General features: G+C 71.3%; 17 protein-coding genes. 13 read left to right on the plus strand and 4 right to left on the minus strand.

Annotated features, from left to right (window positions below; translation table 11 throughout):
• Positions 1 to 28: 28 nt before the first annotated feature.
• Entirely contained in the window at positions 29 to 1,204 is a 1,176-nt protein-coding gene (gene hutI / locus ACFYR3_RS17900; RefSeq protein ID WP_389283757.1) for an imidazolonepropionase, read from the plus strand.
• 380 nt (positions 1,205 to 1,584) lie between these two features.
• On the opposite strand, the gene ACFYR3_RS17905 is transcribed toward hutI, so the two are convergent.
• Both ACFYR3_RS17905 and ACFYR3_RS17910 read right to left on the minus strand, forming a co-directional pair.
• Positions 1,585 to 3,159, minus strand: a complete 1,575-nt coding sequence (locus ACFYR3_RS17905) for a ricin-type beta-trefoil lectin domain protein (RefSeq protein ID WP_389283759.1) — start codon at positions 3,157 to 3,159, stop codon at positions 1,585 to 1,587.
• A 253-nt stretch (positions 3,160 to 3,412) separates the two neighbouring features.
• Positions 3,413 to 4,342 carry an RNA polymerase sigma factor SigF gene (locus ACFYR3_RS17910; protein WP_389283761.1) on the minus strand — a complete coding sequence of 310 codons (930 nt, stop codon included), beginning with the start codon at positions 4,340 to 4,342 and terminating at the stop codon, positions 3,413 to 3,415.
• A 238-nt stretch (positions 4,343 to 4,580) separates the two neighbouring features.
• Between ACFYR3_RS17910 and ACFYR3_RS17915 the strand changes: the two genes are divergently transcribed.
• The 6 genes from ACFYR3_RS17915 to ACFYR3_RS17940 all read left to right on the plus strand — a co-directional run bounded on the left by ACFYR3_RS17915 (position 4,581) and on the right by ACFYR3_RS17940 (position 10,702).
• Positions 4,581 to 4,949: an STAS domain-containing protein gene (locus tag ACFYR3_RS17915; protein WP_355846093.1), complete on the plus strand. Its 369-nt coding sequence runs from the start codon at positions 4,581 to 4,583 to the stop codon at positions 4,947 to 4,949.
• A gap of 261 nt (positions 4,950 to 5,210) precedes the next feature.
• A complete protein-coding gene (locus tag ACFYR3_RS17920; protein WP_389283763.1) occupies positions 5,211 to 5,774 on the plus strand; it encodes an ATP-binding protein in 564 nt (187 codons plus the stop codon).
• A gap of 709 nt (positions 5,775 to 6,483) precedes the next feature.
• Positions 6,484 to 7,215, plus strand: a complete 732-nt coding sequence (locus ACFYR3_RS17925; RefSeq protein ID WP_355846099.1) for an LPXTG cell wall anchor domain-containing protein — start codon at positions 6,484 to 6,486, stop codon at positions 7,213 to 7,215.
• Positions 7,216 to 7,245: 30 nt separating this feature from the next.
• A complete protein-coding gene (locus ACFYR3_RS17930) occupies positions 7,246 to 8,226 on the plus strand; it encodes a hypothetical protein (RefSeq protein ID WP_389283765.1) in 981 nt (326 codons plus the stop codon).
• 17 nt (positions 8,227 to 8,243) lie between these two features.
• Positions 8,244 to 9,341, plus strand: coding sequence for a hypothetical protein (locus ACFYR3_RS17935; protein WP_389283817.1), 1,098 nt, complete (start codon positions 8,244 to 8,246; stop codon positions 9,339 to 9,341).
• Positions 9,342 to 9,403: 62 nt separating this feature from the next.
• Complete coding sequence (locus ACFYR3_RS17940) at positions 9,404 to 10,702, plus strand: hypothetical protein (protein ID WP_389283819.1); 1,299 nt, start codon at positions 9,404 to 9,406, stop codon at positions 10,700 to 10,702.
• A 174-nt stretch (positions 10,703 to 10,876) separates the two neighbouring features.
• On the opposite strand, the gene ACFYR3_RS17945 is transcribed toward ACFYR3_RS17940, so the two are convergent.
• The gene (locus ACFYR3_RS17945; RefSeq protein WP_355854703.1) at positions 10,877 to 12,373 is read right to left on the minus strand and encodes an oligopeptide:H+ symporter; all 1,497 of its coding nucleotides are present in this window, start codon (positions 12,371 to 12,373) and stop codon (positions 10,877 to 10,879) included.
• 526 nt (positions 12,374 to 12,899) lie between these two features.
• Here ACFYR3_RS17945 and ACFYR3_RS17950 point away from each other — a divergent pair.
• A complete protein-coding gene (locus ACFYR3_RS17950; protein ID WP_018566970.1) occupies positions 12,900 to 13,577 on the plus strand; it encodes a response regulator transcription factor in 678 nt (225 codons plus the stop codon).
• Between the two features lie 739 nt (positions 13,578 to 14,316).
• Positions 14,317 to 15,600 carry an ATP-binding protein gene (locus ACFYR3_RS17955; RefSeq protein ID WP_389283767.1) on the plus strand — a complete coding sequence of 428 codons (1,284 nt, stop codon included), beginning with the start codon at positions 14,317 to 14,319 and terminating at the stop codon, positions 15,598 to 15,600.
• Between the two features lie 78 nt (positions 15,601 to 15,678).
• Here the strand turns inward: ACFYR3_RS17955 and ACFYR3_RS17960 are convergent, their stop codons facing one another.
• Positions 15,679 to 16,233, minus strand: a complete 555-nt coding sequence (locus tag ACFYR3_RS17960) for a GtrA family protein (protein WP_355854709.1) — start codon at positions 16,231 to 16,233, stop codon at positions 15,679 to 15,681.
• Positions 16,234 to 16,441: 208 nt separating this feature from the next.
• Between ACFYR3_RS17960 and ACFYR3_RS17965 the strand changes: the two genes are divergently transcribed.
• The 4 genes from ACFYR3_RS17965 to ACFYR3_RS17980 all read left to right on the plus strand — a co-directional run bounded on the left by ACFYR3_RS17965 (position 16,442) and on the right by ACFYR3_RS17980 (position 20,863).
• Positions 16,442 to 17,602 (plus strand): 5-(carboxyamino)imidazole ribonucleotide synthase, encoded by a 1,161-nt coding sequence (locus tag ACFYR3_RS17965; RefSeq protein WP_389283770.1) that lies wholly within the window; start codon positions 16,442 to 16,444, stop codon positions 17,600 to 17,602.
• A complete protein-coding gene (gene purE / locus ACFYR3_RS17970; protein ID WP_328555160.1) occupies positions 17,599 to 18,123 on the plus strand; it encodes a 5-(carboxyamino)imidazole ribonucleotide mutase in 525 nt (174 codons plus the stop codon). Before ACFYR3_RS17965 ends, purE begins: the two co-directional genes overlap by 4 nt.
• Positions 18,124 to 18,128: 5 nt before the next feature.
• Positions 18,129 to 19,337, plus strand: a complete 1,209-nt coding sequence (locus ACFYR3_RS17975) for a dipeptidase (protein ID WP_355854712.1) — start codon at positions 18,129 to 18,131, stop codon at positions 19,335 to 19,337.
• A 347-nt stretch (positions 19,338 to 19,684) separates the two neighbouring features.
• On the plus strand, positions 19,685 to 20,863 hold the full coding sequence (locus ACFYR3_RS17980) for a dipeptidase (protein ID WP_389283772.1): 1,179 nt from the start codon (positions 19,685 to 19,687) through the stop codon (positions 20,861 to 20,863).
• The last annotated feature ends 38 nt before the right edge of the window (positions 20,864 to 20,901 follow it).

The raw sequence follows: 20,901 nt of genomic DNA on the forward strand, positions 1-20,901 counted from the left end.
CAGCAGTCCCGCCACCCCTGAGGACGCCATGAGCAGCACGACCGTCATCACCAACATCGCCAGTCTGGTCACCAACGATCCCTCCCTCGGCGACGGTTCTCCCCTCGGTCTGATCCAGGACGCGGCCGTCGTCATCGACGGCGACCGTGTCGCGTGGACCGGTGAATCAAGCAAAGCACCCGCCACTGACAACCGGGTCGACGCCGGTGGCCGCGCGGTCATTCCGGGCTTCGTCGACTCCCACTCGCACCTCGTCTTCGCCGGTGACCGCACCCAGGAGTTCAACGCCCGGATGTCCGGCCGCGCGTACAGCGCGGGCGGCATCCGCACCACCGTCGCCGCCACCCGCGCCGCCTCCGACGAGGAACTGGAGCGCAACCTCACGCGCTACCTGCGCGAAGCCCTCCGCCAGGGCACCACGACCTTCGAGACCAAGTCGGGCTACGGGCTGACCGTCGAGGACGAGGCCCGCGCGCTGCGCATCGCCGCGTCGCACACCGACGAGGTCACCTACCTCGGCGCGCACATCGTCTCCCCGGACTACGCCGACGACCCGGCCGGCTATGTCGCCCTGGTGACCGGCGAGATGCTCGACGCCTGTGCCCCGTACGCCCGTTGGGTGGACGTCTTCTGCGAGAAGGGCGCCTTCGACGGCGACCAGGCGCGGGCGATCCTCACGGCCGGCAAGGCGAAGGGCCTGCACCCGCGGGTGCACGCCAACCAGCTCTCGTACGGTCCCGGGGTCCAGCTCGCCGTCGAGCTGGACGCGGCGAGCGCCGACCACTGCACGCACCTGACGGACGCGGACGTCGACGCCCTCGCCAGCGGCGACACCGTGGCGACCCTGCTCCCCGGCGCCGAGTTCTCCACCCGGGCCGAGTGGCCGAACGCCCGGCGGCTGATCGACGCGGGCGTCACGGTCGCGCTGTCCACCGACTGCAACCCCGGCTCGTCCTTCACGTCGTCCGTGCCCTTCTGCATCGCGCTCGCGGTGCGGGACATGCGGATGACCCCGGACGAGGCCGTGTGGTCGGCGACCGCGGGCGGCGCGAAGGCCCTGCGCCGGGCCGACGTCGGGCGACTCGTGCCGGGCGCCTACGCGGACCTGGCCCTGCTGGACGCCCCCAGCCACGTTCACTTCGCCTACCGTCCGGGCGTCCCGCTGGTCACCGGCGTCTGGCGGCGCGGCGTCCGCGAGGTCTGAGGATCCGGTCGTCCCTGGCCCGCGCCCTGACGGTCGGCGGGCCGAACGGGCGAGGGTGCGGGTCCAGAGAATCCGAGACGCGGGTTCGCCGGCGTCCGAGACGCGGGCTCGGCCGGTTCCGAGGGGGGCGGGCCAGCGGGCTCCGGACGGGATCTGGTCGGGCTCAGGTCGGGATCTGGTCGGGATCTGGTCGGGCTCGGGACGGGATCTGGTCGGGCTCAGGTCGGGATCTGGTCGGGATCTGGTCGGGCTCGGGACGGGCTCCGGTCGGGATCTGGTCGGGCTCCGGTCGGGATCTGGTCGGGCTCGGGACGGGATCTGGTCGGGCTCGGGACGGGATCCGAAGGACGGGGCCGGACGCGGGATCCGAACGAGAGCCGTCAGGGGGTGCCGGCGCGCCAGCGCTGGCCGGTGCCGCCGTTCAGCGGCACCAGCGACAGACCGTCGTCGCCGTCCGGCGTGACCGCCGTCTCGATGGCCACGGCCGGGCGGATGACGCCGTCCCCGTCGACGGTGAACCGCAGGTTGTCGCCGTGGTCGCCGTCGAGCGAGGAGCACTCCCAGATGCCCACGCCGTTGTCGACGGAGCCGCGGCTGTCCAGGCAGAAACCGTCGTCGGCGGCGGACCGCAGGGAACCGCTGTCCGTGTCGACGCGCCAGCGTTGGCTGGAGGAGGAGGTGCAGGGCGCCGTCACGACATCCGTGCCCTTCGTCAGATCGCCGTCGCGGATGTCCAGGCACAGGCCCGAGGCGACGTTCACCACCTGGGCGTAGGCGCTGCCCGGCGGGCGGAACGTGACGGTCGGGGTCGGCTTCGGGCTCGGTGACCTCGGCGGCGCCGAACTGCGGGTCGGGGAGGGTGACGCGGAGGTCGCCGAGGGCGAGGGCGAGGCAGCGGGGGCCGACGGGGTGACCGGGACCGTGGCCGTGACGGTCACCGGAGGCGGGCCCGAGGGCGTGGAGACCGAGCCCGCCGCGTCCGTCGAGGGCGTGCCGCCCGAGGAGAGCAGTAGGAACAGGACCGGCGCCAGGGCAACGCCGAGCGCCGTCGCCGAGGTCAGGACGAACCGGCGGGACGGCGGCCAGGGCAGCGCCGACACCCTTGAGCGGGCGGGGGGTTCGGGCGGTACGGGCCCCACCCCGGGCACGTTGTTCGTGACGTACGCCGTACCCGCCCACGGCAGCAGGCCCTCGGCCAGGGCGGAGCGCGGATGGTCGCGCAGGGCGGTCAGTTCGTCGTACGCGGTCGAGCAGTACGCGCAGCGCGCCATGTGGGAGTGCAGGTCGGTGCTGGAGCGGGGGTTGTCGGGCCGCACCGACTCCTCGATCAGCCGGCGGAAGTCTCCGCAGCGCGGATCGTCGGAGGCGGCCAGCCGGTACTTCAGACAGGCCTGGCCCAGGGACTGGAGCGCCTGGTCCGTGCCGTACGTGATGTCCTCGGGGGTGAGTCCGAGGAGGACCGCCGCCCGTTCCGCGGGCTCGCGCTCCACGACCGCGTACCAGATGAGGCCCTGGGCACGGGACGGGAGGGACTGGAAGGCGGGGAGCAGCGAGGGGACGGGACCGTCGGGGCCCGCCGTGCTGAGGACGAGGAGCAGACCGGGGTCGAGTCCGGCGGCCCGCTGGTCCCTGGCCCACGAGGCGGCCACCCGCCCGGCCAGCAGCAGGAGTTGGTGCCGCCACGGGACGTTCGGATCGATGCCGCGCGCCGTCTCGCGGGCCGCGAGGGTGAAGGTCTGTGCCGCGAGCTGTCCGGCCCCGGACTCACCGGTGGTGCAGAGCCGGGCGTAGGCGAGGACCGAGGCGCGGTGGCGTCCGCGGAGCTCCTGGAGGGCGGCGTACGCGGTCGAGGTGCCGCCGCGCAGCAGCTCGGTCAGCCGTGCGTCGGACGCTCCCGCGGGCAGTCCGTCGCCCTCGGCCGCGGTGTCTCTGTCGGCCGGGTCGCCCTGCGCCATGTTCGTCCGCCTTCCCCACGTGGTGCGTGCTCGTCCCGTCCTGACGTACCAGCCAGTTTGGGATGCCCATAGTGGCGGGGTTGGCCTCTTGGGGAAAGAGTCGAAGAGCCGATTCCTCGCGGAGCGACGCTGAACTCCTCTGAGCGGCGCAAGGGTTCTCCGAAGGCCGGGGCGGGCGGCCAAGGACGGAGCGGCCCGGCGCCGCGGGCGCCGGGCCGCTCCGATGCGCGGCCCCGCGGGCCGCGAAGCCGTGTCACTCCTCGACGGTCAAGCCCTTCCGGAGTCGCACGAGGGTGCGCGACAGCAGCCGGGAGACATGCATCTGGGAGATGCCGAGTTCGTCGCCGATCTCGGACTGGGTCATGTTCGCCACGAAGCGCAGCGAGAGGATCTGCCGGTCGCGCTGCGGGAGTTCAGCGATCAGCGGCTTGAGGGACTCCACGTACTCGATGCCCTCGAGTCCGTTGTCCTCGTAGCCGATGCGGTCCGCGAGCGCGCCCTCGGAGTTGTCCTCCTCGGGCTGGGCGTCCAGCGAACTGGCGGTGTAGGCGTTCGACGCGGCCATGCCCTCGACGACCTCGTCGTTGCTGATGCCGAGGCGTTCCGCCAGCTCACCCACGGTCGGGGCGCGGTCGAGGCGCTGGGCCAGCTCGTCGCCGGCCTTGGCCAGGTCGAGCCGGAGTTCCTGGAGCCTGCGGGGTACCCGCACCGACCAGGACGTGTCTCGGAAGAAGCGCTTGATCTCGCCGATGATCGTCGGCATCGCGAAGGTGGGAAACTCGACCCCGCGGCTCAGCTCGAACCGGTCGATCGCCTTGATCAGGCCGATGGTGCCGACCTGGATGATGTCCTCCATCGGCTCGCTGCGGGAGCGGAAGCGGGAGGCCGCGAACTTCACCAGCGCGAGGTTGAGTTCGACGAGTGTGTTGCGGACGTACGCGTAGTCGTGCGTGCCCTCTTCGAGGGACTCCAGCCGCGCGAAGAGTGTCTTGGACAGAGCCCGTGCGTCCACCGGCCCCACCTCGTCGTACGGGGGGATCTCCGGAAGCCCGTCGAGTCCGGTGAGTCCGTCGGTTCCGTCGGTTCCGGTTTCGTCGACGTGCTCCAGGGGTTCCGGAGAAGGTGTCGACGTCGCCGTCCGGGTCTGCGATGCGTCGAGCCGGGGTGACATGGTGTCCTCCATCGTTCTCGGCATATGGCCGCCGATGCCTGTACGTGCACTGCGGTGTGCGGCGCCTCCAAAGCCGGCCGGGTCGGATAGCTGTCACTACTAGCCCTATCCGGTTTTCCGAACTCGCCGCAAGTGCCCTCTGTGACGAAATGTCCATTTTCGGGGGGTTGTTCGGGTGACGGGTCACGTAGAGAAGGCGTAGTGTTCGAGTGCGTACATCAGCAGTCGCGACGCTCGGGAGAGAGACGGCATGGACCGCGGGACGGTCGGCAGCGCACAGTCTGGCCGGCTACTTGTCGAGGTGCGGGAAGAGGGCACAAGTGCCGTCGTGACCCCCGCGGGTGAGCTCGATCACCACACGGCCGATTTGTTGCGTGAACCACTCGAGGAGTGCCTCGGTAAGGGGTGTGCGCGGCTCGTCATCGACTGCTCCCGTCTGGAGTTCTGTGACTCCACCGGGCTCAATGTGCTGCTCGGTGCCCGGCTGAAGGCCGAGGCGGCGGGTGGTGGCGTCCACCTGGCCGCGATGCAGCCGGTGGTGGCCCGGGTCTTCGAGATCACCGGGGCGGAGGCCGTCTTCACCGTCCACGACACGCTCGAAGCGGCCCTGTCCGATTGATCCGGCAGGCCTTCGATCATGGTGCCGTCAATGTCCCAGATGCCCCTGCGTGATCGACGCGTTACTCGCGCCACAGGTTCCGTGCCGAAAAAATGGGTGTTCGGATGGTTCCGTCGGGCAGGAGACATCCTGGATACGTCGGCAGCGCACATGTTCGCAGCCGGTGCGGCGAAAGCCGTTGATCCATCCGTACTGAGTACTGCGTACTGAGTCTTGAGAGTCTTGAATCGTGAACCGGTGAATCGGTGAGGTGAAGCGCTGATGAGCACCACCCGGCCTTGCTCGCCGGGCGACCGCGGCCCGGAGCCGGGCGACGGCGGCGCTTCCGCGGTGTCCGCGCGCGGCGTGGCGCCCGTGGACGGCGGGACGCCCGTCGACGGAGCCTCCTCGGCCGGCGCGGCACCCGCGCCCGTCGGCCGTCAAGCCCGCAGACTGAGCCTCGACGGCGAGAGCGGCGTCGTGCCGCTCGCCCGCGACTTCGCCCGGCAGGCGTTGTACGCCTGGGGCTGGCTGCCCGCCGAGAGCGCCGACCGGCGGGCAGCCGCCGAGGACGTCCTGCTGGTCGTCTCCGAGCTGGTCACCAACGCCTGTCTGCACGCCGAGGGCCCGGACGAACTCCGGATCTCCTGCGACAACAAGGTGCTGCGCATCGAGGTCTCCGACCGCGGGGCAGGCCAGCCCGCCCCGCGCACCCCGCACCGTGCCGGGCGCCCCGGTGGCCACGGCATGTTCATCGTGCAGCGGCTCTGCCTGGACTGGGGGGTCGTGCGGACGCCCGGAGTCGCGGGCAAGACCGTGTGGGCGGAGCTCGGAGCCCCGGCGTAGCCCGCCCAACCTGCCCGCTCAGCCCATCCGTCCCCGCCGACGGCGTGCCCGCGCGGCTTGTCCGTCCCCGCCAACGGCCTGTCTGCTGAGCCACCTTGCCCCGGTCGGGCGGCTTGTCTGCTTGGCCCGTCGGCGCCGGCCCGCCGGTTCGCACGCCCGGCTCACTTGCTCGGCCGTCCGGTCTGCGTGCTCGGCCCGCTTGCCTGCGGCCAACCGGTTCCCGTGCCGAGCCTGCCGGCCCCCGCCAACGGCCTGTCTGCTGGTCGGGCGGCCCGTCCGCGCAGTCCACTCGCCCCGGCCGACGGGCCTGCCCGAACAGTCCACGCACCCCAGCCGCCCGATTCGTCGTTCCGGACCGCTCACCCCGGCCCCCTCCCGGACGGCCGTCCCGAAGTGGCCTCGCGGGCCGCCGTTCCGAATCGTCCAACGGGTCCGTCCTTCAGGGGTGGCGTCGTGAACTGCCCGGTGGCTTCGCCCGGTTGGTTGGCGTGGGATGGCCCGGGGCGTCCTCCCGGGCACCCCCGCCAACCGCCCTCCTGGGGCCCGCCTTTGGTTACCCGCGGTTCGAACCCTTCTTCGTACGCCACCCGGTGCGCGCCGGATCCCCACGGATCCGGCGCGCACTTTGTCTTCCCTCCACAAGTCCCCGGGCGTACCTTGACGGCCGATCTGATGTTCCGTCAGGAAAATGCCAAGGACGCCGTCAGGAATGAGGGGCAGGCCCGTGTCGTACCGGACGTACCAGAAACGAACCGCCGCGCTCGCGTTCGCCGCGGCCCTGGCCGGCTCGGCGGTGCTGATGGCCGCCCCCGCAGCCCAGGCCGACGTGGTGGACGTCAACTACCAGTGCAAGACGCCGATCGGCGACAAGAGCGCCGTCTCGCCCATCGACATCAAGGGCGTCAAGAGCGGCAGCGCCTACAAGCTCACCATGTCCTGGCAGAAGGGTGTCTCCTCCAGCCCGGTCGAACTCGGCAAGGGTGCGATGACACCGAGCGCCGTCATCAAGGTGGGCGGCGCGGACAGCGGCACCGTGGCGGTCAGCGGACCGGCCAACGCGGCCGCCATCCCCGCCAACACCCCCATCAAGATAAATGACTTGAGCGGCACGTACACGCCGAAGAAGTCCGGCAAGGTCACCTTCACCGCGGGTGTCCTCACCATCAAGGCCCTCGGCACCACGACCACGTGCACGCCCTCGAACAGCCCCAAGCCCTCGCTGACCCTCGACGTCACGGCCGCCGGCGGTTCGGGCTCGTCGACGTCGGGCTCCTCGGGTTCGAGTGGGGCCCAGAGCGGCACCGACTCCGGCGGTTCGCTCCCGCAGACCGGTCCCGAGGACTCCGTGATCGCGCTCGGCACCCTCGGTGGCACCGTCCTGCTCGCCGGCGCGGCCGGCGTGCTGTGGCTGACGCGCAGGCATCAGGCGGTCCGCCGCTGACCTTCCCGCACCACGACCTGGAGCCGCCGCATGCCGTACGCACTTCCCGCTGCCCGCGTGCTGGGCCTGACCCTGGTGCTGCTGAGCGCGGCACCGACGGCCCTGGCCGCCGAGGGCTGGTCCGTCGTGCCGGCCGCGGGCGGCGCGGCCGACGGACGGCCCTCCGTCTATGCGGAGGGCGCGCCCGGCACGGTCCTCCAGGACTCCGTGTCCGTGCTCAACCCGGGCGCGCGGCCCCTCACGGTCAAACTGCGCGGCGCCGACGCGGACAACACCGCCGGCGGCGCCTTCACCGTGCGCGAACGGCCGACGGACACGGGCGCGTGGATCGCCTTCGCCGGACAAGTGGACGGCCGCCGGACCGCGGTGCGGGACCTGTCCGTACGGGTTCCGGCGCACACCCGCGCCGATGTGCCGTTCACCATCGGGATCCCGGCCGGCGTCGCGCCCGGCGACCATCCCGGCGCGATCGTGGCGAGCGGCGGCGGCCGCACCTCGGCGGTCCAGGTCCAACTCCGCGTGGCAGGACCGACGTTGTCGGCACTGACGGTCGAGCACGTCCGGGTGGGCGGCGGACGGATCTCGTACGAGCTGGTCAACCGCGGCACCACGGTCCTCGCTCCGCGGCTCGCCGTGCGCGCCGACGGGGTCTTCGGCACCCTGCTCGACCGCGCCCCGCGCCCCCTGCCCGTCGAACTCCTGCCGGGCCGCCGCGTCACGCTCCACGAGCCGTGGACCGGCCCCCCGGCGCTCGACGCGGCCGACGTGCGGCTGACGGTGACGGCGGCGGGCGGCGTACACACGACGGCGACCGCGTCGGTCAGGTTCGTGCCGTGGGGGGCGGTGGCCGGAGCCGGAGGTGTCCTTGCGGCGGTGGGCGCCTTCTTCGTCGTACGGCATCGGGGGCGGTCCGGGGTGCGAGGGCCATGGCGCCGCGGGCGCCGGACGGGGGCCGACGGGGTAAGTGAACAGCCCCGCACGGAAGTCGAGTTGACGGGAGCGGTGTCGTGAGCGTCCTGAGCGGCAAGATGCGGACGGCGGCACTGGGGGCGGTGTTGGCGCTCGTCCTGGTCCCGTTGGCGGGGGCGGTCTCGGTGTTCCCGGCGTCCGCCGCCGGAAAACCGAGCGTGACGTTGTCCAAGTCCGAGGCGGGTGCCGGTGGTTCGGTCACCGTGACCGGCAGTGGATGGCGGCCCGGCGTGCTGCTGATGGTGCTGATCTGCGGGCAGTCCGTGCCCTCGCGCGGGGTGATCGGCGGCACCAACTCCTGTGCCAACGCCGACGGGCGGGCCGTCACCACCGACGCCAAGGGCGGCTTCAGCAAGAATCTGCCGGTCGCCGAGCCGCCCGAGCCGTGCCCCTGCGTGGTGCATGTCGCCACCGTCACCGGTGAGAAGGCCGAGGCGGACGCCATCTTCATGGTGGCGGGCCACTCGGTCGAGCCGTTGCCGAAGGAGGAGGGCGGCGGCCGGCTCTCGGTGCTGACCGACACTCGGCTCGACGGGTCGAGCGGTCTGCTGACCTGGTTCGGATCGCCTCCCTCACGCACCCTCGTCTTCACGGTCGGCAACGTCGGCACCGCCCCGGTGAAGAACCCCGTCTTCCAAGTCGGCACCTCCCACGGGGTGTTCGCACCGCAGTGGGACGAACAACAGTGGCGCGGCAGCATCGCGCCCGGCCGGAAGGCGCAGATCGAGCTCCCGGTCGAACTGTCGGCCGGGGCGCACGGCGACTACACGATCTCGCTGAAGTACGGCGGGAAGATGCTCGCCGAGCAGCCGTGGGGCGTGGGCCGCCCCTGGGGCGTCACCGTCTTCTGGATCCTGCTCTGCGTGGTCGTCCCGGCCGCGGTGTTCCGCGTCGGCATGGCCGTGGTGGACCGGGTGCGCCCGCGCAGGTCGACCGGGCGGGCCGGCCGGCACCGGGGTCTGAGGCTGACCGAGCTCACGCTGCGCATGCCCAGGACGAGCCCCACCCAGCAGACTCCGGCGGACGCCTCGGCCTCCCCGGTCCCGGCCCTGCCGTGGTTCACCCCGGACAACGATCCGGGGACCGCGGCGAACGGTCAGCTCTCCGCACCGCACGAGAACGGTCCGACGACGCAGACGAGAAAGGGACATACGTGAGCACGCAACGGAGAGTGGTACCGGCCGGCGGCCGCAGAGCGGGCGCGGCCGGGGTCGCGCTGATGCTCGGCGGTGCGGGCATCCTGCTGGGAGTGGCCGCCGCCCCGGCGCAGGCCGCCGAGGTGTCGTACAAGACGGAATGCATTCCGCCCTCGATCTCCGGGCTGCCTCCGGTGGAGGGCACCACGAAGGTGGAGATCACCGCGCCCACCGAGGCGAAGGTGGGCGACGAGGTCACCATCACCTGGAAGTTCACCCAGGCCGCCTCGAAGAACCCCGACGTCCTCGACCTCGACAAGGACACCGTCAAGCCCACCGGCACACTGAAGGCGGGCGGCGCCCAGACGGCGGACATCGCGATGGAGGGGCCGCGGCAGAACCCCGCGATCCCCAAGAACAGTGCCATGAAGCTGTCCGACATGACCGGCAAGCTGAAACTGACGACGGCGGGCGATGTCACGCTCACTCCGGACGCGTACAACATCAATGTCAGCAAGCCGATCTCCACCGACACCAAGTGCACGCCCAAGGAGACGGTGAACTCCTCCGCGACCATCAAGGTGACGAGCGGCGGGACGGGCGGCACCCCGACCCCGACTCTCCCGACGGGTCTGCCGACTCTCCCCACCGGTCTGCCGACGCTGCCGACCGGGTCGGCCACCCCGTCGCCGAGCGGCAGTGGGACCGACGGCGGCAGCGACAGCGGCGGTACCGACGGAGGCGGCGACGGCGGGCAGACCGACTTCACGGGCAAGGAGGTCTCCGTCCCCTACGCGTGCAAGACGCCCATCGGAGACAAGAGCGCCACCTCCCCCGTACAGATCAACGCCAAGAAGAACGGCGGGAGCTACGACCTCACCGTGCAGTTCAAGAAGTCCGTGATGGACAGCCCGGCCGACATTCCCGCCGACTCCGTCAAGCCGTCGATGGAGGTGGCCCTCGGCGGCGCCGACAAGGGCGCCGTGCATGTCGAGGGCCCGACCAACTCCGCGGCGATCAAGTCCGGTGACCCGATCGAGGTCCCCGACCTGACGGGCACCTACAAGCCGGGCGCGACGGGTACGTCGACCCTGTCTCCGGGTGTGCTGACGGTGATGGCCCTGGGCACGACGACGACCTGCACCCCGACCAGGTCGGAGGTCTCCCTGACCCTGGACACCTCGCAGCAGGCGAGCGGCGCCTCGGGCGGCGGGTCCACCTCGTCCGGCTCCGGTTCCGCCGGTACGTCGTCCAGTGGCGGCCTGGCGGAGACGGGCTCCGACAGCCACAGCGCGCTCAAGGCGCTCGGACTGGTGGCGGGCACGGTCATCCTGCTCGGCGGCGCGGTCTTCACCTTCATGCCGGGACGCCGGACGCGCTGATCCCCGCCCGCGCCCCTCGATCCGGTCCTCGCCATGGCCGCCGGCCGGCGCGCGGGAGCGGCCGGGGCGGCCGGGGCTGCGGCCCGGCGGTCGGCCGGCGGTCGGCCGCGGAAACGGCGAAGGGCCGCCGCACCCAACGGTGCGGCGGCCCTTCGCCGTGTCCTGGACCTGACGTCAGTGGACGTCGCCCATGAGCGCCTTGACCTTCTTGCGGTACATCCACACCGCGGCACCGGCGATCACGGCGAGCGTGGCCTCCAGCGCGACGATGCCCGTCTTGTTGAGGTCGACGTTGGCGATGGAGAGCAGACCGGTCGTGGCGTCACCGGCGGTGACGGCCAGGAACCAGACACCCATCATCTGGGAGGCGTACCTCGCCGGAGCCATCTTCGTGGTGACGGAGAGGCCGACCGGGGAGAGCAGCAGTTCACCGACGGTCTGCACGAAGTAGATCGCCACCAGCCACATCGCGGCCGCCTTGTGACCGCCCTCGGCGATCGTCAGCGGGGCCAGGAAGAGGAAGAACGACGCGCCGATAAGGATGAGACCCGAGGCGAACTTCGTCGCCGTGCTCGGCTCCTTGCCGCGCTTGTTCAGCCACAGCCACGCCCAGGCGAAGACCGGCGCGAGCGCCATGATCATGACCGGGTTGACGGACTGGTACCAGGAGACCGGGAACTCCCAGCCGAAGATCGTGTTCTTCGCGGACTCGTCGGCGAAGATCGACATCGTCGAGCCGCCCTGGTCGTAGATCATCCAGAAGACGGCCGCGGCGACGAAGAACCAGATGTACGCGGACATCTTCGACTGGTCGGCACGGTCCAGGGACTTGTCCCGCTTGATGCGCCCGATGACCATGACCGGGATGACCAGACCGGCGATCGTGATCGGAACCAGCAGCCAGTTCAGCGTGTAGTGGCCCGAGAAGCCGACGATCGAGTAGAAGACGACGGCGACAGCGGCCCACAGTGCGGACTTGCGCAGCGTCGCGGACTTCTCCTGGGCCGTCAGCGGCGTGGGGACCTCGTGCGAGCGGGCGCTGAGGTGACGGCCGCCCAGCAGGTACTGGGCGAGACCCAGCGCCATGCCGAGCGCGGCGAGGGCGAAGCCCAGGTGCCAGTTCACGTTCTCACCGACGGTGCCGATGATCAGCGGAGCGGCGAAGGCGCCGAGGTTGATGCCGACGTAGAACAGCGTGAAGCCACCGTCACGGCGCGCGTCGTCCGGGCCTTCGTAGAGGTGGCCCACCATCGTGGAGATGTTGGCCTTCAGCAGACCGGAACCGATCGCCACGAGGCCGAGGCCGCCGTAGAAGGTGCCGGAGGAGGGCAGAGCCAGCGTGAGGTGGCCCAGCATGATGATCACGCCCGCGACGGCGACCGTCTTGCGGGGGCCGAGGACACGGTCGGCGAACCAGCCGCCCGGCAGGGCGAGCAGGTACACGAGGGAGAGGTACACCGAGTAGATCGCGGTCGCGGTGGCCGCGCTGAGGTGCAGACCGCCCGGTGCCACCAAGTACAGCGGGAGCAGTGCCTTCATGCCGTAGTAGGAGAAACGCTCCCACATCTCGGTCATGAAGAGAGTGGCCAGTCCGCGGGGGTGGCCGAAGAAGGTCTTCTCGGAACCGGGGGTTCCCGGAGTCACCGAGTCCTTCGTCAGGCTGGACGCCATGGTCGTTCCTTGCTGGTCTGGGACGCGCTGTTGGGGGGTCCCCCGTGCTCCGGTGCGACCGAGAGCTCGGGAGGGTTACGCGCCCATGAGGGACGGCCGGCACCGGCGGAGTTCGGCGTCCGTCCCCACGCCCACGGGGATTCCGCTCCGGATTGCGAAGCGGCGGACGGCGACCACCGGGATCCACGCCCGTAACGCATAGATGCGTCCGGGCCCGGCCACAGGTCTTTCCTTCGAGGCTGGCTGACACCAGCCCGCACACAGAAGAGACCTTCAGCATCAAATGCACGCCAAAGGTCCCGATGTAGTGCTTGAGGCGTCCGGTCACCATACGACATCGCAATGCGGCATATGGAAGGACTTGAGACATGGATCACAGGCGATCATGGAACCGCGGACGATCATTCGAAGGTGTTCTTAAGGATCGCATCCCATACCCGCAGGTAAGAAACACCCGGATGGAGGGTGTGAATCACGGAGGCGGATCACTGCCCAGGCGTCGTCCGCGGCGGACTACCATCACCCCATGACCCGTGTACTGCTCGCCGAGGACGACGCGTCCATCTCGGAGCCGCTGGCCCGTGCCCTGCGCCGGGAGGGTTACGAGGTCGAAGTCCGCGAGGACGGACCCACCGCGCTCGACGCCGGAATGCAGGGCGGTGTCGACCTGGTCGTCCTGGACCTCGGACTGCCCGGCATGGACGGCCTGGAAGTCGCCCGCCGGCTCCGCGCCGAGGGCCACACCGTGCCCATCCTCATCCTGACCGCGCGCGCCGACGAGGTGGACACCGTCGTCGGCCTCGACGCGGGCGCCGACGACTACGTCACCAAGCCGTTCCGGCTCGCGGAACTCCTCGCCCGGGTACGGGCGCTGCTCCGGCGCGGCGCGGCCGAACCCCAGCAGCCGCCCGCCACGCACGGCGTGCGCATCGACGTCGAGTCGCACCGCGCCTGGATGGGCGACGAGGAACTCCAGCTCACGGCCAAGGAGTTCGACCTCCTGCGCGTCCTGGTCCGGGACGCCGGCCGCGTCGTCACCCGCGACCAACTCATGCGCGAGGTCTGGGACACCACGTGGTGGTCCTCCACCAAGACCCTCGACATGCACATCTCCTGGCTGCGCAAGAAGCTCGGCGACGACGCGGCGAACCCCCGCTACATCGCGACGGTGCGAGGGGTCGGCTTCCGCTTCGAGAAGAGCTGAGGTCTCGGAGGACCTGAGGCTCCGCCGGACCGGGCGCCCGGGCTGGGCGCCCCGGCTCGCCGGAGGGCTTTCGCCTCTCCGGCGGTTCCGTCCTTCCGGCGTCGGGCCCGGTGCCTGCCGCCGCACCCGGCCCGACGCCGAGCCCCGCGGAAGGGACCTGACGGGGTACGGCGTCGCCCCGGCCCGCCACCCCGAGTGCGGGCAGCGGCCCGAAAGCCCCGGCTCCACCCCACAGGCGCGTGCATCCGCCCCGGCCCGCTCCGGGGCCGCGTGCACCGGACCCCTGCCCGTTCCGGGGCTGCGTGTGCCGGACCCCTGCCCGTTCCGGGGCTGCGTGTGCCGGACCCCTGCCCGTTCCGGGGCTGCGTGTGCCGGACCCCTGCCCGTTCCGGGGCCGCGTGCATCGGACCCCTGCCCGTTCCGGGGCTGCGTGTGCCGGACCCCTGCTCGCTCCGGGGCTGCGTGTGCCGGACCCCTGCCCGTTCCGGGGCCGCGTGCATCGGACCCCTGCCCGTTCCGGGGCCGCGTGTGCCGGACATTCGACGTCCCGATGTCCTGAACACGGGCCACCCGGCTGTCCCGGGGTTCTGCGCACGGGCCCGACCGTCCCGCGATCCCGTACGCCGGACATTCGGCGGCCGGCGACGGAAACCCGCGCCGCCGGACCGGTGCCCCGTCCGGGCCGGGGCACCGGAACGTGCACACTGGTCCCGGTACAGCCATCTGCCCGGAGGGCCCCGTGCGTCGCCGTCTGATCCAGTCCACCCTCGCCGTCGTGCTCGTGGTGATCGCCGTCTTCGGCGTCTCCCTCGTCATCGTCGAGACCCGCACGATCAGCAACAGCGCCCAGGAGCGCGTGGACTCCGAGGCGCTGCGCCTGGCCAGCATCGTGGACAGCCGCATCCTCGGCGACGAGAACATCACCGGCGAGACGTTCAAGAACCAGGTCACCGACCGGCGCTACGCCGTGATCAGGATTCCGGGCCGCGATCCCATCGAGGTCGGCAGCCAGCCCACCGGCGACGTCATCCAGTACACCGCCAAGGGCGAGTCGGGCGAGACGGTCACCGTCCAGGAGCCCCGCTCCTCGGTGACCAAGGAAGTCGGCCGCACACTCCTGGTCATCGGCGCCGTAGCCCTGCTCGCGATCATCGCCGCAGTCCTCCTCGCCGTACGCCAGGCCAACCGCCTCGCCTCCCCGCTCACCGACCTCGCCGAGACGGCGGAACGGCTGGGCTCGGGCGACCCGCGCCCGCGCCACAAGCGGTACGGCGTCCCCGAGCTGGACCGGGTCGCCGACGTCCTGGACGGCAGCGCCGAGCGCATCGCCCGGATGCTCACCGCCGAGCGCCGCCTCGCCGCAGACGCCTCCCACCAGCTGCGGACGCCTCTGACGGCGCTCTCCATGCGCCTGGAGGAGATCACCCTCACCGACGACCCCGACACGGTGAAGGAGGAGGCGACGATCGCGCTGACGCAGGTGGAACGCCTCACGGACGTGGTCGAGCGCCTGCTCACCAACGCCCGCGATCCGCGTACCGGCTCCGCCGTCTCCTTCGACCTCGACGAGGTCATCAAGCAGCAGCTGGAGGAATGGCGCCCGGCCTACCGCAGCGTCGGCCGCGCGATCGTCAGCTCCGGCAAGCGCCACCTGCAGGCGGTGGGCACCCCCGGCGCGGTCGCCCAGGTGCTCGCGGCACTGATCGAGAACTCCCTCATGCACGGTGGCGGCACCGTCGCGCTGCGTACCCGCGTCATCGGCAACCAGGCCGTCATCGAGGTCACCGACGAGGGCCCCGGCGTCCCCACCGACCTCGGCGCCCGCATCTTCGAGCGCACCATCAGCGGCCGCAACTCCACCGGCATCGGTCTCGCCGTCGCGCGCGACCTCGCGGAGGCCGACGGCGGCCGTCTGGAGATGCTCCAGGCCCAGCCCCCGGTCTTCGGCCTGTTCCTGTCCCGGACCCCGCTGAAGCGGCCGCCGCGGCTCCCGGAGGACGACGAGGAGCGGACGGTCAGGTAGGGCAGCGGACGGTCAGGCAGGGGCAGCGGACAGTCGGGCGGGGGCAGCGGACAGTCGGACGGGGTCCGCCCGCTCAGTTCACGCGGGCCCGCGGGCGTATCGGTTCATCGCCTCGGGGTCCGCGTCCGCGTCCTCGTCCAGGAACGATTCGGCACTGGCCACCGCCTCCCGGGCCGGAAGCGCCCGGAACACCCAGGTGCGGTACGACCAGAAGCGGAAGAGGGTCGCGACGCCGATGCCGAGGAACTTGAAGACGTTGCTCTGCAGCGGGCTGTCCCAGCCGAAGCCGTACGTCGCCGCGTACAGGACACCGTTCTCGATGAACAGTCCCACCACGCTGAACAGCAGGAAGAGCGTCAGCTCCTTGGTGCGGCCACCCCTGTCGCGGTCCCGGTAGGTGAAGTAGCGGAACCCGACGTAGTTGAAGACGATCGAGACGACGGTGGCGATGACACTGGCCCGCACGACCTGCAGGCCCGTGAGATGGCGTACGAGGTTGAACACGATCAGGTTGACGAGCAGCCCCGCACCGCCCACCGCGCCGAACTTGGCGACCTCGCGGAAGAGCAGGTCGAAGCGGCGCCGAACCGCGCTGCGAGGCCCCGCTTGAGGCCCCGATGAAGCACTGCCCATGGTGTCGCCAGCCCCCGTCGGTGGGTCTTGTCGTCTGCTGTGTCGGTGGAAGTCGGTGGAATACGCCAACCAGCCCATGCTAACCAGCGCCCCCGCACGGTGCCTGTGCATGGGCTCACAGGTAAGAAAAGACGCGGTCACCAGCAGGGAAAATCGGGCGTATCGCCGCGGAAACCGGCCATCGTGGCGCGGCCGATACTCTTGGAGCGTGACGTTCCCGGTAGTCGGCATGGTCGGCGGGGGTCAGCTCGCTCGTATGACACACGAGGCGGGCATCCCGCTCGGCATCAAGTTCAAGCTTCTCAGTGACACTCCTCAGGAGTCCGCGGCGCAGGTCGTCGGTGATGTCGTCGTCGGCGACTACCGCGACCTCGACACGCTGCGTGACTTCGCGCGGGGCTGTGACGTGATCACCTTCGATCACGAGCACGTCCCGACCGAGCACCTGCGGGCCCTGGAGGCGGACGGCATCCCCGTCCGGCCGGGCCCCGACGCGCTCGTGCACGCCCAGGACAAGGGCGTGATGCGCGCGAAGCTCGACGAGATCGGTGTGCCGTGCCCACGGCACCGCATCGTGACCGACGTCGAGGACGTCGCCGCGTTCGCGGCGGAAGGCCTCGCCGAAGGGGCGGAGGGCGACGGCTTCCCGATCATCCTGAAGACCGTCCGCGGCGGCTACGACGGCAAGGGCGTCTGGTTCGTCCGCTCCCTGGAGGAGGCCGCCGACCCGTTCCGCGCGGGCGTCCCCGTCCTCGCCGAGGAGAAGGTCGACTTCGCCCGGGAGCTCGCGGCGAACGTCGTCCGCTCCCCGCACGGCCAGGCGGTCGCGTACCCCGTCGTCGAGTCCCAGCAGGTCGACGGCGTCTGCGACACCGTGATCGCCCCGGCGCCCGGCATCGCCGAGGAGCTGGCCCTGGAGGCGCAGGGGCTGGCACTGCGCATCGCCAAGGAACTCGGCGTCGTCGGCCACCTGGCCGTCGAGCTGTTCGAGACCCGCGACGGACGCATCCTCGTGAACGAACTGGCCATGCGCCCTCACAACTCGGGCCACTGGACCCAGGACGGCGCGATCACCTCCCAGTTCGCCAACCACGTGCGCGCGGTCCTCGACCTTCCGCTCGGGGACCCGCGTCCGCGCGCCAAGTGGACGGTCATGGCGAACGTCCTCGGCGGCGACTACCCCGACATGTACTCCGCGTACCTGCACTGCATGGCACGCGACCCGCAACTGAAGATCCACATGTACGGCAAGGACGTGAAGCCCGGTCGTAAGGTCGGCCACGTCAACACCTATGGCGACGACCTGGACGACGTCCTCGATCGCGCCCGGCACGCAGCCGGCTACCTGAGAGGCACGATCACCGAATGAGCCCCGTTGTAGGCATCGTCATGGGTTCGGACTCCGACTGGCCGGTCATGGAGGCCGCCGCCCAGGCGCTGGACGAGTTCGAGATCCCCTACGAGGTGGATGTCGTCTCCGCGCACCGCATGCCGCACGAGATGATCGCGTACGGCGAGCAGGCCGCGGAGCGCGGGCTCAAGGCGATCATCGCGGGCGCCGGCGGCGCGGCACATCTGCCGGGGATGCTGGCGTCCGTCACCCCGCTGCCCGTCATCGGTGTGCCCGTCCCGCTCAAGTACCTCGACGGCATGGACTCGCTGCTCTCCATCGTGCAGATGCCGGCCGGCGTGCCCGTCGCCACCGTCTCCGTCGGCGGCGCCCGCAACGCCGGTCTGCTGGCCGCCCGGATCCTCGCCACCCACGACGAGGAACTCCTGGGCCGGATGCGGGAGTTCCAGCAGGAGCTGAACGACCAGGCCACCGAGAAGGGCAAGCGACTGCGCGCCAAGGTCGAGGGCGCCGCCGGCGGCTTCGGCTTCGGGAAGTGACGCGGATGTCCACGTCCTCCCAGGCGGAGTCCTCTCTGCCCTCGCTCGACCGTGCCCGCGCCCTGCTCGACGAGTTCCCCGTCGTCGACGGCCACAACGACCTGCCCTACGCCCTGCGCGAGCAGGTCCGTTACGACCTCGACGCCCGTGACATCGCCGTCGACCAGAGCGCCCACCTGCACACGGACCTGGCCCGGCTGCGCGCCGGCGGCGTAGGTGCCCAGTACTGGTCGGTGTACGTCCGCTCGGACCTGCCGGGCGCGCTCACCGCGACGCTCGAACAGATCGACTGCGTAAAGCAGTTGATCGACCGTCACCCGACGCACCTGCGTGCCGCGTTGACCGCCGCCGACATGGAGGCGGCGCGCGCCGAGGGCCGTATCGCCTCCCTCATGGGCGCGGAGGGCGGTCACTCGATCGACAACTCCCTCGCCGCCCTGCGCGGGTTGTACGCGCTCGGCGTCCGCTACATGACCCTCACCCACAACGACAACATCGCGTGGGCGGACTCGGCGACGGACGTTCCCGTGGTGGGCGGCCTGTCGTCCTTCGGCCGCGAGGTCGTACGGGAGATGAACCGCGAGGGCATGCTCGTGGACCTCTCGCACGTGGCCGCGACGACCATGCGCGACGCGCTCGACACCTCCGTCGCGCCGGTGATCTTCTCGCACTCCTCGGCGCGCGCGGTGTGCGACCACCCGCGCAACATCCCGGACGACGTGCTGGAGCGGCTGCCCGCCAACGGGGGAGTGGCCATGGTGACCTTCGTGCCGAAGTTCGTTCTCCAGGCGGCGGTCGACTGGACGGCCGCGGCCGACGACAACATGCGCGCGAACGGCTTCCACCACCTCGACACCACCGCCGAGGGCATGAAGATCCACCGTGCCTTCGAGGAGGAAAACCCGCGCCCCATCGCCACGGTGTCGACGGTCGCCGACCACCTCGACCACATGCGCGAGGTCGCCGGCATCGACCACATCGGCATCGGCGGCGACTACGACGGTACGGCGTTCACCCCGGACGGGCTGGACGACGTCTCCGGCTATCCGAACCTGATCGCCGAGCTCCTGGACCGCGGCTGGTCGTCCACGGACGTGGCCAAGCTGACCTGGCAGAACTCCGTGCGCGTGCTGGGCGCGGCGGAGGACGTGGCCCGCGACCTCCAGTCCCGGCGGGCGCCGTCGAACGCGACGCTGGAGCAGTTGGACTGCTGACTGCTGACTGCTGACTGCTGACTGCCGACTGCCGACTGCCGACGGGGCTGACCGCCGACGGCTGATAGTTGGCGGTTGGCGGTTGGCGGTTGGCGGCTTGCATACGGCTTACGGCTGACGGTTTACGGAGCTTCAGGGCTTCGAGGCTCCCGAAGGCGTCCGGGCTGACTGCTCGGGCTCCTTCGACGTGCGCCCGAGAGTCGCGCCGGGTAGTTTCGGGCCCGCGCCCGCTCCGACCGCACGGTCGCTGCGGGTACTCCGAACGCCGCGCCCACCAGGAAGCACCCCGGGCCCCGTGGCACGGTGGCGATACCGCGATCGCCGCTGTCCACACCACGGAGCCTGTCATGGCAGACCTGCAGGACGAACTGCACACCACCGTCGAGGTGGGAGAGCTCGGCCCGTCCGCTGCCTGGCCCGACACCGAACCGCTGCCTTCCGGCACCCGCCTCGGAGGCGACACCCACCTCGTCGCCGGTTCCGGCGTCCCGGACCACGCCCCGGCGACCGGTCCCGGCGCCGACCCGCTGGCGCGGGCCCGTGCCTTCCTGGCCGGCACCCCCGTCGCGGACGGCTACAGCGGGCTGCCGTGGGCGCTGCGCCATCTGCCCTGGTTCGATCTGGAGCTGGGCGAGAGCGCCGTGGACACGGATCTGCCACGACTGCGCGAAGGGCATGTGGGCGCCCTGTTCTGGTCGCTGCACCTGCCCAAGGGCCTCGCCGGGGACCGGGCCGTCGGCGCCACCCTGGAGCAGTTGGACCTGGTGAAAACGGTGATCCACGCGCACCCCGAGGGCCTGCGGATGACGCGCGGCGCCGGAGAGATCGCCGACGCCCGCAACTGCGGGCGGGTCGCGGTCGTCCTCGGTCCCGCCGGAGCGGCCGCGCTCGGCGACTCCCTCGGCATCCTGCGTTCTCTGCACGCGCTCGGCCTGCGCATCCTCACGCTCGTCGGCGCCTCCTGGGCGAGCGAGGCGGGCCTGACCCGGTTCGGCGAGGAGGTGCTCCGCGAGATGAACCGGCTCGGTGTGCTCGCCGACCTCTCGGGCACCTCGGACGCCACGATCGGCCGCGCCCTCGCCGCCTCCAAGGCCCCGGTCCTGTTCACCCGCTCGGCCGCCCGCACGCTGCGCCCCCACCCGTCGAACCTCCCCGACGAGGTTCTGGTCGAACTGGGCGCCGCCAAGGGCCTGTGCATGGTCCCGCTCACCGCCGAGCAGACCGGCCCGTCCGTCCGGGACGTCGCCGACCACCTCGACCACGTCCGCGCGCTCGCGGGAGCGGAATGCGTCGGCCTCTCGGGAACGTACGACTCCGGGACCGCCCACCCGCAGGACCTCGCCGACGCGTCCTGCTATCCGTATCTGATCGCGGAGCTCATCACCCGCGGCTGGTCCGCGTCCGACCTCGCCCTGCTCACCTGGGGGAATGTCCAACGCGCCCTGCGCAGCGCGGACTTCACGGCCCGCGCCGCCCAACAGCGCCGACAGCCGTCCGCCGCGAAGATCGCCGACCTGGACGGCTGACCGCCGCTCCCCTGGAGCGCTCCAGGACGTGCCCCCGC

This window comes from Streptomyces sp. NPDC005784, assembly GCF_042871525.1.
In the GTDB taxonomy this organism is placed as follows: domain Bacteria; phylum Actinomycetota; class Actinomycetes; order Streptomycetales; family Streptomycetaceae; genus Streptomyces.